Here is a 13,105-nt window from a genome sequence, read left to right on the forward strand (position 1 = left end):
AATATTCTTCTAAAAGATTCAGTCTATAATATTATTCCCAGGTTTCAACTGTCGTATTTCACTCCCTAAAATATATTTACCTCTTACATTTTGAGGCAAAATTATACTTCCGACATACTTATTCCGCTTTTTCTTTAAATTTACAGAAATTATACCTTTGGGGTGAGGTACTTTTCCTGAGATTGTCTCTAATACTCCTAAATGAGGTTCTACCTTAATCGATCTAAAGTTAGGCTCAGCCGGTTCAACTCCACAAACCGTAGCCAATAAATCGTATACAGGACTGGCACTCCAAGCATGACAATCGGACCGGGTAGGCTCTGGATTTTCTGCAAAAGTAGTTAACCCCATATCGAGCATATCATACCAAGGCTTTAACATAGTAATATATAAATCTGCTTTTCCTACTTTCTTCATAGCTCGAAAAAGATAAAATTTATAATAAAATGTAGATTGGATCAAATCGGATTCCATATTTAACTTATCAAATAAATCAGTCTGCATATCTATTGGCACTGCATCCGATAAAATAGCCATAATATTTACATGTTGACTATAACTTGTATGATTCAAATCATCTGCTAATAGACCCCGATTATGATCCCAACATTTTTCATACACATTATCACACAAATTTGTATATACAGCCTTATATTTCTCAGCCAAATTCCTTTCGCCAAATACAGACAGAAGCTCTATTGCATCCTTCAATGTATAAGCTAATTGTAAAGACACGATAGCCGAACCACCTGTGCGACCTCCGGGAGGAACTCCTCCCACCGGTTTCCAATCATTCCATGGCCACTCTTTTGCCCAATCCACAAAATTCCAATGAGGAAGAGCTCCCAACATTCCTGATTTATCATCTATTTTTGATATGAACCATTCCAATACGGACTTAATCCCCGGAATACAAGACCTTACAAATTCATTATCATCCCTATACATCCAATAATCATGTACCATATTGATCCAATATAAAGAAAACGGAGGTATATATTGTGGAGTATTCCCCGGATAACGACTTGCTGTCAACCCTTCATACGTTCGAGAATAATCGAACATCTTTATCGCTTTACGCATCAACCGGTCATCTCCATCAACATATAAAGAGATAAGAGCTTGAATACGGGTATCTCCCAAATACTGTAACTGCTCATAATATGGACAATCAAAGTAGGTCTCATGTGCACATAAGCGTGCTGTACGCCATCCGACATCCCATATCTTATTAAGAGAAATATCATTACTCCCAAAACTTCCATTTTCAACAAACGGATAACCCGTATACATCCCATAAATATCCTGCAAGACCAAGGGCTCATCCTTCGTCTCAATATCCACCTGAATATACCGATACGTTCTGAGCCATAACGGCCTAAATAATCTCAGGTTTCCTCCATCCGGATAGAAATAATCGGTCAATCCTACAGCCGTCTTACCTTCGACTTCATTCCGGTTTCCTTTGTTCCCATCTTTGTACAAAGTTTCTCCATAAATCAATCGTATCTGGCTTCCCTTTCCTTCTGAAACAGTTATCTCGGGATAAGCTGTCGTCAAATAAGTCTGGTCTATCAAAAACGAGACCTTTTTATTAGCTTCAATTTTTATAGATGATTCACCCTCTAAAAAAGATTCAGGTACAGATACACCTTCAACTCTACGAATTCTTTTCATCCTTAACTTTTTTTCTTCCATCAAAGGAATATCCCTAGGAGCCAACACCCAGTGATAGAAAACTCCTGTCCCGTAAGGCTCTCCTGATTCCATCATCCGAGCTCTACTCCAATTTTTATCATCATAATTTACATCCTGCCATCCCCACGGATACAAATTACCCAGAACGATATCACAACATCCCACATCAGCTCTATATTCTAAAGAAGGGGAATAGGCTTTATTTTTTATTACTTTCCAGGAATCATCTGTATTAACAAGCTCTTCTCTTGGAGAATTTCCCTGTACAATCAATCCTGTTCGTAAAGACATTTGCGCTCCGGGCTTATATTCTCCAAAGTTCCAAACTTCAACGGCAAGCGTATTCTTCCCTTCTTTAAAAAAAGGAGCCAGTTCAACTGTTTCATAATACCAATGAGAAATATCCCCTCGTGCCGGGCCAAAACAAACTGGGGTCCCATTTACAAACAATCGATATCGATTATCAGCGGATATATTAATCACAAATGATTCTGGTTTTTCTTCCAATTCTACAGATTTACGAAAATGATAAACTCCATAATCATACACAGAAACTTCAGGACAAGTTATCCAACGAGCTGACCACCGATTTTTTGATAAATAGGAGGATGGTGTTGCCTCCAATAACACTTCCTCAGCAGCGGAAATCAATGGGGAAAACAAAATTCCACTGATTATAAATAACAAATATTGCAGCTTTTTCATTTTGACCGATATCGAAACAGTAAGACTTAATTAAAAATGTAGAGACAAAAAATGGCTTATCTATTGTCTCTACATTCAGCATCAACTTATAATTTATTTTTCCGGTCTCGGGACCGAATAATTCTCCAATCGTTTTTCTGCATAAATTCTAACATAATCAACGTACATATCTGAACCATTTCCATAGCGTTCCAAGTCAATAGGCCAACCACTAATCCCCCCAATAGCATAATTTATCAAAAATACATGAGGGCTTTCATATGAGACATCATTGGTCGGATGCCGGAGGACTTCCATGTCATCGAAATAATAAATAGTCTCTTCCTTACCTACATATAATCCATACGTGTGAAATGTTGTAGACCAAAAAGATTTCCCTCCCATTTCCATCATAGGAACCATACGGTCATATTCTTTTTTTCTATTTCCGTTAATATCTTTTTGTCCCCAAAAATGACTGGTTACAGCATATCCTGTATGATTCGGATTACCTTTTCCAACTCCCCCATAAGCCTCTATTATGTCTAACTCATCTCCATTCGATCCTCTGTCAAGCCCTGTAATAGTCCAAAATGCAGGCCAAGTGCCGATTGCTGACTGTGCTGTCAACCGGCATTCCATATAAAACGGAGCTTTCGTCCAGAGGCCTTCTCCATCCATATTAACAGAAGCTATCAACCCTGTACTTCCTTTAGTTCCAGGTCTCTTTCGAGCTTTTATTTTCAAGTAAGTATCTCTTTGTTCAAACGGATTATCTTGCCCGTCTACATCTGAAAACGGCCATCCACTAAAATCTCCAAAACGAGGTTTATGTGCATTATATTTGGCATTGCGTCCATCATTCGAAATAGATAATGGTCCATCGAAATCATCAAAATAAACCAAATCCATATCTCGAGCTCCAACCGGTTTTTCTGACGGGATTCCCTGGTTCCACTTTACTCCTCCAACATTATATAGTTGCAATTCGCACAAATCTTTAAGTCCCTTTTCATTACTTGCATAAATACGAATATTCATCGGACCTGAAGGGAACATGTCTGCATCTACTTCAAAAGTACCTTTTCCATTTTTGTCCAATTTTATCCCTCCAGGAGTCAAATTTACATCATATCCCCATTTACTCTGATTATTCTTATCCGGAGCACTCCAACAAAAAGCTTTGGCTACAGTCATCCCTTTAGCTTCAAGCTTTACAACAAATACACCTTTAACATCACTCCTATAAGACGGTTGCAATACTTGTATAGCTTGTATCCAATCGCTAAAATCTTCATTATCTGTCTGTCCATGATTAAAATCATCATAATCAGACTTAGACAAATGAGTCTGAGCCATAACACCAACAGGGAAAGCAATCAGTGTAAACAACATTAAACTACACTGCATCAAACATAAATAAGAAACTAAAGATTTCATCATAAAATTTTTCTGTTATTTAAAAACTCTGGTATCATTTCATTTCAAAGGATGGAGGAAATGCACTTTCCGCAACCGCCCAATTTTTATTCGGATATTTTCCCATCGTAAATTCCAATACTCCTCCTTGCATCAGTTCATCATGACTAAACCAAGACTTTTCCCAAGATTTACCATTTAATTTTACTGATTGAATATACTTATGTTCTGGAGCATAATTATGACATATTATTTCAAATGTCTTCCCATTATCTAAACAGATAGAGGCTCGCTCAAATGTCGGGCTACCTATTACATACATAGGCAATCCTGGAGTAACAGGGTAAAATCCTAATTGAGAAAACACTACAAATGCGGACATCCCTCCACCGTCCTCATCTCCAGGAACCCCCATTACATCAGGACGAAACCACTGATTCAATAAATTACGAATTCGCTTTTGCGTCCTCCATGGTTCCCCTGCATAATTATACAAATATGGAATATGTAATGACGGCTCATTGCCCATAGAAAATTGCCCTACATTACCTGTATGATCAGGCAACATCGCATAGAACTCATATTTAGGCCTACCCAAAGATGTACTATACATACGCTCAAGTTCTTGTACAAAGGCCTTATTTCCCCCCATCAATTTTATCAAATCCTTAATATTATGACTCACATCCCAGCGATATATCCACCCATTATTCTCATCATAAGCGTCTCGCGCTCCCAATCCCCCTGAAAAACTATAATCAAAGGGTTTTACAAATTCACCCTTGTCATCCTTGGGATGAAAAAATCTTGTTTGTGTATTAAATATTTTCCGATAATTCAAGCTTCTTTTCACAAAATATTCATAATCATTATTATACCCTAATTTTTGAGCCATCTTAGCCAAACACCATTCATCATAGACCGTACCTAAAGTAACTGCTACTGGCTGACGTTTTTCCCAAGAATCAACTTCAGGAACAGTTTCTTTTTCTCCAGAAGATAAGGCGGGGAAATAACCGTTCTCTTTATAAAATTCATCTAATTTCCCCGCTTTTGCCTTTGACCACGGAGATAATGTTTTTTCTGTAATAGCTCCTTTACATGCTTTATATGCTTTACCCAAATCAAAATTCCTTATCCCTTTTTCATAACAATCTATTATAGTTGCAACTCCATGGTTACAATTCATCCGCCGGGTATCTCCCACAACTTCTGGAAAAGTAGGCATCCAACAATTTTCCATTTGTTCTGACATTCGAACAAAAGAATTTACCATATAGGATTCTTTCTCTGAATCGATAATTACTCTCAGTGGATGTGCTGCACGATAAGTGTCCCATAGCCAATCATCATTATAAAATGGAATACCTTCATCATTATGAACTTTTCCATCAAAACCACTATAGTACTTCCCATCTTCCGAAATGCATATCATTCGTTCGTAAAATCGATACAAAGAGGTATAAAAGACTTGCTTATCTTTCTCTAAATCACTCTGAACTAAAATTTTTCCCAATGCTCTATTCCACGTATTCCGTCCTTCTTTGAGTAACACATTTATATCATAGCTTTTTATTTCCCTATCTACATTTCTTTTTGCCTGTTCCTCACTGATAAATGAAACTCCATAACGTACTTTTACTTTTCGTTGGTCTGGAGCAAATCTAAAAACAATACTCCTATTTTTTGCAGACAATATCGTATTTTTTTCCTCTTCAGGAATACCTAACGGAATAATTTCTTCTGGGCTCTGTTCTACCTCTAAATGAAGATAAACTTTTGTTTTCGAACCTTTAATATACTGCCATCCGGATACTGTATTTTTAACTGCCCTGAGCATTCCTCCATATGTATTTATTATCAGATAAGGAGTATCTGTTCCTCTAAAATCCATCTCATACAACGCAGATTGACAAGAAGGAGCAAATTGTATTTCTGTTGCAATATTATCTAAATATACGCTATAATAATAAGGTTTTATTATCTCATTATCATATTCATAATCAACAATATGAGTATATATATTCTCTTTCCCTTGATACGGAGATATATTAAATACATTATAGCCTCGATGTCCTGAAAGAAATACCGGTAAACCATGTAATACGTTCCCAGTAAAATCAGCCCTTTGGGGGCAAACACGCATCATGCTATTAGGAAGATGAACAGTCGGATACGTCGGCACCAACATATGGCTTATATTCCCAATATAAGGATTGACATAATCAACAGGAGTTATTTTTTGATTTTTTATCGGGCTACATGAGAGCCACATTATAGAAACTAATACAGCACAACTTATAACTAATTTCTCAAACTTCATAAAATACTACTTTTACATATAACAATACTTCTCCTTTCAACTCGAATGGACAAGAATATATCGAAAAATCATAAGATTAGGTAAATAAATATCGTTATATATTTTGTAACAAATATATTGACGGCACCTTAAATCTGTATTAAATCACAATTAAACAATAACTTTAATACCATAACTACGTCCTTAAAGGATTTAATTTACAATACTTTATTTTTTTTATTTTTTTCTTGCTTCATTATAATACAATCGACATTTTCTATTTGATATTAATATTTTATACTACAAAATTTAATATCAATAAGTCCATTTATAACAAAAACAATCAGATAAAACGGCTTCAAATTTTAAATACTAAGTTCCTTCACACTATTCATTACAGATTTCATATCAAAGAACAAAAAGAAACATCATTCCATATATTATATTTTTTCATACCTTTGTACCCACGGTTCATAAANACAGTCCCGCTGCTGTAATTCTCATAAAAAAGGGAGATTAACAAATACCCTCCGCCACTGAACCTGACGTTCGGGAAGGCGTTTTTTCTCCAGAGATAAGTCAGAAGACCTGCCGTATAAAATCTAAAAGTAAGGTCTTGCGAGGCATAAGACTTTACATGAAAAAGAAACGTACCCAATAATAAAAAAATGGTGCATATACACAACCATGTCGTAGTATGCTTGTTTTTTTTGTTATATATCTGCACTTCTTATACATTATGTGCCGATAATGCAGAAACAGACAGCACTCGAATCTACCACCTTCAAGAGGTGGTCTTCAAAAGTCGTGTACTCACCAAAGATATTTTTCCTGTACAAAGCCTGTCTGGTGAAAAACTTGAAAAACTAAATGCCCATTCTGTGGCAGACGCCATACGTTACTTTTCCGGGGTACAAATTAAAGATTATGGAGGTATAGGCGGATTAAAGACCGTGAATATCAGAAGTATGGGCAGTAATCATGTAGGGGTATTTTATGACGGGATTGAGTTAGGTAATGCTCAAAACGGAGTTATAGATCTCGGACGATTCTCCTTAGATAACATGGAAGCAATAAGCCTATATAACGGACAGAAAAGCAATATTTTCCAACCAGCCAAAGATTATGGCTCTTCCGGGTCAGTATATCTCCAATCGAAAGTTCCATTTTTCGATACAGATAAAAAATACAACATCAGAGCCACATTCAAAACCGGGTCATTCGGGCTAGCTAATCCTTCAATACTCTGGGAACAAAAATTGAATAAAAATATATCAAGCAGTTTTAGTGCCGAATATATGTATACTACAGGTAGATACAAATTCAGATACAAAAAGATAGACGGCTATGATACAACAGCAATACGGCACAATGGAGATGTAAAAGCTTTAAGAGCAGAAATCGGACTATTCGGCTTAATTCCTGATGGTAATTGGCGCACTCGTATATATGCTTATAATTCTGAACGAGGTTATCCCGGAGCTGTAGTAAAAAACAGATTCAGTAACGAAGACCGCCAATGGGATACAAATTTTTTTCTTCAATCCTCATTTCGTAAAAAATTTAATACATTTTACAGTTTATTACTCAATGGAAAATTTGCATATGACTATTTGCACTATCTATCAGACCAGCGTGAAGCAGAATCACTAAATAACATCGACAATCACTATAAACAACAAGAAGGATATATCTCTGCGGCTAACCAATTTACAATTTTTCCTTTTTGGACAACAAATATATCGATTGATTTTCTTTGGAACCGGCTTGATGCTGATTTGATTGATTTTGCCTATCCTCGCCGTTTCTCTACTTTAGCGGCCTTTGCTACAGCATTAGATTTTAATAAAATAAAATTACAAGCCAGTATATTAGGGACTTTTATCAAAGAAAAAGCAAAAACAAAGGAAAATACAGCCCATCATAACCCCCAATATACTCCTACTATAATGATTTTTTATCGTCCATGGGAAAAAGGTGGTGTGAATTTTCGGGCTTTCTATAAAAAGATATTTCGATTGCCCACCTTGAACGACTTATACTACACCACTATCGGAAATATTCATCTCGATCCTGAATACACCACTCAGTATAATATAGGAATCACCTTCGAGAAAAATTTTCCCTCCCTATCGTTTAAACATATAGAAATACAGGCAGATGTCTATTATAACAAAGTAAATAATAAAATTGTAGCCATGCCCTCCAATAATCCATTCAGATGGATGATGCTAAATTTAGGAACAGTAAAAATAAAAGGTATGGATGTTGCTTTACAAGGGAGTTGGCTATTTGGCAAATCATGGCAATTAAATACGAGAATAAATTATACTTATCAAAAAGCTCAAGATTTTACGGATCCAAAAGATACTTATTATAAGGGGCAAATTCCGTACATACCAATACACAGCGGGACAGCCATAGCGGGTATCGAATACAAAGACTGGAATATCAATTATAGTTTTATATACACTGGGGAACGGTATGATTCAAGAGCAAATATTCCTGCAAACTATATACAGCCTTGGTATACAAGCGACTTATCTATATCCAAAAAAATGAGTTTAAAAGGTATTCAGTCTAAAATAATGATAGAAGTCAATAATTTGTTCAATCAACAATATGAAGTTGTCCGATCATACCCTATGCCCGGCACTAATTTCAGAATCACGTTGAGCGTAACATTATAAACTATTAATTATGAAATATATATATTCATATTTATGGATTATTTTTCTCACTGCAGTGTTTTGCTGTTGTCGAGATGAAAATTTTATTATTCCTTCTGAAAATGAAATTCCCGACGGAGTAGTACCCCGTCCCGATGCATCAATCAAAGGGGTTTATATCCTTAATGAAGGGAATATGGGAAGTAATAAATGCACTCTTGACTTTTTTGATTACACTACTGGAATATATCATCGGAATATCTATGCCGAAATAAATCCAACGATTGTAAAGGAACTGGGAGATGTCGGTAATGATTTGAAAATCTATGGAAATCGTTTATATGCAGTCATCAATGTATCGGGATACGTAGAAGTCATGGATGTAGAAACGGCTGTACATATCGGTGAAATAAAAATACCTAATTGCAGATATATTACTTTCCATAAACAATATGCCTACATATCATCATATAACGGTCCGGTGTCTCCTAATCCATCTGACTCCCGCTTAGGCATAGTTGCAGAAGTAGATACCGCAACCATGCAAATCACTCGTCAAGTGACAGTCGGATACCAGCCCGAACAAATGGCCGTTATCGGAGAAAAACTTTATGTCGCAAATTCTGGAGGATACAACAAACCGAATTATGACCGTACAGTCTCAGTCATTGACCTAAATACTTTTTCAGAGATAAAAAAAATAGACGTTGCACCTAATCTTCATTGTATAGCGGTAAACTCTCAAAATAATATCTACGTTTCTTCTCGAGGTGACGAAAACTCCATATCGTCCGATACATATATCATCGATACAGAAAATGATTTGGCAAAAGGAAATTTAAATGTAAAAACAAGCCAATTATGGATGCATAACGATATATTATATCTGCTCGGATATGATGATAATATCAACAGCTCACAAAAGAACACCTTATATTCTATCGTAGATTCTCGTATAGAAAAAGTTATAACTGAAAATTTTATCACTGACGGAACTGATAAGCAAATAAATGTCCCGTACGGATTAGCCGTAAATCCCGAAACCGGAGAAATATTAGTTTCCGACGCTAAAGACTATGTCACTCCCGGGACATTATACTGCTTTTCTCAAGAAGGTAAAAAATTATGGAGTCATACAACCGGAGATATTCCCTCCCGTTTTGCTTTTACGAAAAAAAAATTCAGAGGTCCTAATGAAATTCCAGAAGAAAAGCCTTCAGGCCCATCTCCTTATATTTCAAAGGTTTTAGACTACCATCCAGCACCTGGTCAATTTGTAAATTTACTACCCAAATACGAAAATGGTGACAATCAGGAAATTATGAATGCCAAAGCTTGTGAAGCCTTAAAAAACAATAACCAAGGTACAGTTTCTCTCGGTGGATATGGCGGATATATCGTGGTAGGATTTGACCATACTATTGAAAATGTTTCAGGAAGTCATGATTTTAAAATACTAGGAAATGCATTTAACAATAATAGTGAACCCGGTATAGTCAGAGTAGCATATGATCAAAATAAAAATGGAATACCTGACGAAAATGAATGGTATGAATTGGCCGGAAGCGAACATTCCAACCCTGCTACTATTCAAAATTATAATATCACTTATTATCGTCCGTCAGAGAATGTGTCTGCTACGGAAGAACAATATATCCGATGGAGTGATAGCGAAGGACAAGAAGGATATATAAGCAAAGTATCTTATCACACCCAAAGTTATTACCCTCAATGGGTAACCAATCAACAAATGTCATTTACTGGAACCCTATTGAGAAAAAATGCTGTTGTAACTGAAAATAATGGGATAAAGAGCTGGAAATTAACTCCTTTTGATTGGGGATATGCTGATAACCAACCTAATAATAGCACCGCTGCAGAATTTGATATAGACTGGGCTATAGACAAAAATAGAAACCCAATAACCCTTCCGGGGATAGATTTCATTATGATTTATACAGGAGTAAACCAAACTTGTGGCTGGATAGGTGAAACATCGACTGAAGTACTGGGAATAATTGATTTACATCTCATACAAAAACAATAAATATATAATTACTAATCAAAAATTAAAAACAACATGAAAAAGTTATCTTTATTTTTTATTACATGTTTATCTGCTTTCATATTCTGTAGCTGTGACAAAGATGATGAAAATACAACTACAGTTGTCCCAGTTTCTATCAGTTTAGAAAACAAATTGACCGAAGACAATACAGAATTTATTTCAGAAAAAGAAATAACCCCGGGAACATCAACCTTAGACACATTTCAAGATTCAAACGGATTACTCACTTTTGATCACTATTTTGCAGACTGGGGGTCAGGATATTCATTTTCAGCCTTCACTTATATGAATAAAACCGACAACTCTGCATCAAACAGTCCTGTACCCTACTGCAAAAAAGCTAAAACAGGAAAAGTATATTTAGCCGTAAATCCAAGTGATTATAGTCCTGCCATTATGACGATCAACAATCCGTCTATTTATACCATAAATGGAGCATGGGTCACCAACAGTACTTATGCTTACAATTCAATGACTATAGGAGACAGTTATGCTACTGCATTCAAAAAAGATAGTTATTTCAAATTGACAGCAACCGGTTTCGATGCAAATAATAATGTAACCGGAACAGCCGAAATTTATCTGGCAAATTATAAAAGTGATAACGATAAACCTGTTACCGAGTGGATATGGTTTGACATGTCCCCTTTAATGGCTGCTGTCAAGATACAGTTCTCTCTCACGTCAAGTGATACCGGAGAATTCGGTATGAACACAGCTGCTTATTTCTGCATGGATGATATTGTTTTAAATAAAATTTCCTTATAAAATAACACAATAAAAAAAGAGGTTGTCCCAAATAAAATTTCAGAAATGAGAAACTTATAGATTGGTCCCTTTCCAAATAAAATCCCCTTATTTTCCCCTCTCTTGTTTAAAAGAATGGGGTTAAATAAGGGATTTTTGCAATCCAATTTGCAAATTATAAGCAAAGCTGTTTTATTTTTTTATTTTGAGATAACTTCTTTATTTTTATGCTCCTAATCTTAACGGGAAAGTTCAAGTACCTTTTTCCGAGCCAGCATACAAGCACCAATCACTCCCGCTTTTTCTTTCAATTTAGAAATTACAATACGGGAATCTTTATTCACCAGATTCAAAGAATATTTACGAATAGCACTTTTTATGGGTAAAGCTATATAATCTCCTGTAGCAGCTAAAGAACCTCCAATTACCAACATCCCAGGATTAAATATATTGATAAGTCCAGCAATATACTTTCCGATTTTGTCGCCAACTTCTTCTATAATTTCAATAGAAAGAATATCTTCATTGTTAGCTGCATTAATTATATCCCCTAAATTTATTGTCTTCCCTTTATCCAGCTCTTTAGACAAGATAGAATTTTCTCCATTTTTATAACGTTCCATAAATATCCGATAGATAGCCGAGCCAGAAGCCTCGGTTTCTAAACAGCCTTTTTTACCACAATGACATAAAATTTCATTATCAAAAACACTGACATGACCAAATTCTCCGGAGTATCCAGACTCCCCATAATATACTTTTCCGTCAATAATAATCCCAATACCAACTCCCCAACTGATATTGACAAAAATAATATTCCTTTCTTCCCGAGCAATACCACACATAAATTCACCAAATGTCATTGCACGTGTATCATTCTCGACAGATACCATATACCCTAAACGGTCTGACAAAATTTCAGATAAAGGTCTTTCTTCAAAATAAAATGCACTATAGCAATATCCTGTTTCAGAATTTACTCTACCTGAAATATTAATTGTAATATTCAATATATTATCGCTCTTCTTACCTTGTTCAGCTATAAAAGACGATACAATACTGCACAACTCGTCCAATGCGGCAGGAGTATTTTCAAATAAATACGGGACATTCATTCTCAACTCCATAACCTCTCCTTTGAAGTTTATCAAACCAATATTCAGAAAAGTTCGCCGAATATCCACTCCAACAAAATAACCGGATGCTGGATTCAAACCATATATAAAAGGCTTACGACCACCACTAGTCTCCATCTTACCATAATCTATGACAAAACCATCATCGGTCATTTCAGCAATAATTTTAGTTGTCGTAGGCACACTTAAATCCAATTCCTTTGACAAGTCTGCTATAGTAGCATCTCCATTCTCTATATAATAATTAATAATACGCTTTTTTATTTGAGCATTCTTCGACCCTTTTTCGAGTTCTGACAATAATTTTCCATTCATATTTATATTTGTTTCAGATGTACTACTATGCGCAAAGATAACAATTATTTATCGACCCAAAAAGATT

General features: G+C 35.6%; 7 protein-coding genes and 1 riboswitch. Of the genes, 3 read left to right on the plus strand and 4 right to left on the minus strand.

All coding sequences use genetic code 11. The features are described from left to right. Window positions 1-18: 18 nt before the first annotated feature. The 3 genes from BN2628_RS09325 to BN2628_RS09335 form a co-directional block, all read right to left on the minus strand. Complete coding sequence (locus BN2628_RS09325; protein ID WP_044225752.1) at window positions 19-2,403, minus strand: alpha-L-rhamnosidase-related protein; 2,385 nt, start codon at window positions 2,401-2,403, stop codon at window positions 19-21. A gap of 93 nt (window positions 2,404-2,496) precedes the next feature. After that, window positions 2,497-3,825 carry a glycoside hydrolase family 16 protein gene (locus BN2628_RS09330; RefSeq protein ID WP_021930661.1) on the minus strand — a complete coding sequence of 443 codons (1,329 nt, stop codon included), beginning with the start codon at window positions 3,823-3,825 and terminating at the stop codon, window positions 2,497-2,499. Between the two features lie 31 nt (window positions 3,826-3,856). Further along, window positions 3,857-6,124 carry a GH92 family glycosyl hydrolase gene (locus tag BN2628_RS09335; protein ID WP_021930660.1) on the minus strand — a complete coding sequence of 756 codons (2,268 nt, stop codon included), beginning with the start codon at window positions 6,122-6,124 and terminating at the stop codon, window positions 3,857-3,859. 359 nt (window positions 6,125-6,483) lie between these two features. Then, window positions 6,484-6,714: riboswitch (cobalamin riboswitch) on the plus strand. Window positions 6,715-6,771: 57 nt separating this feature from the next. Here BN2628_RS09335 and BN2628_RS09345 point away from each other — a divergent pair. From BN2628_RS09345 to BN2628_RS09355, 3 genes are read left to right on the plus strand one after another with little or no spacing between them, the layout of a single operon-like run. Further along, window positions 6,772-8,793, plus strand: a complete 2,022-nt coding sequence (locus BN2628_RS09345; protein WP_055096966.1) for a TonB-dependent receptor — start codon at window positions 6,772-6,774, stop codon at window positions 8,791-8,793. Window positions 8,794-8,803: 10 nt separating this feature from the next. Then, window positions 8,804-10,819: a YncE family protein gene (locus tag BN2628_RS17275; RefSeq protein ID WP_055096968.1), complete on the plus strand. Its 2,016-nt coding sequence runs from the start codon at window positions 8,804-8,806 to the stop codon at window positions 10,817-10,819. 33 nt (window positions 10,820-10,852) lie between these two features. Next, complete coding sequence (locus tag BN2628_RS09355) at window positions 10,853-11,608, plus strand: DUF4465 domain-containing protein (protein WP_055096970.1); 756 nt, start codon at window positions 10,853-10,855, stop codon at window positions 11,606-11,608. A 218-nt stretch (window positions 11,609-11,826) separates the two neighbouring features. Here BN2628_RS09355 and BN2628_RS09360 read toward each other — a convergent pair whose 3' ends face one another. Continuing rightward, on the minus strand, window positions 11,827-13,038 hold the full coding sequence (locus BN2628_RS09360; protein ID WP_021930656.1) for an ROK family transcriptional regulator: 1,212 nt from the start codon (window positions 13,036-13,038) through the stop codon (window positions 11,827-11,829). Between the last annotated feature and the right edge of the window lie 67 nt (window positions 13,039-13,105).

Origin of the sequence: Gabonia massiliensis (assembly GCF_001403595.1) — a bacterium.
In the GTDB taxonomy this organism is placed as follows: Bacteria; Bacteroidota; Bacteroidia; order Bacteroidales; family Coprobacteraceae; genus Coprobacter; species Coprobacter secundus.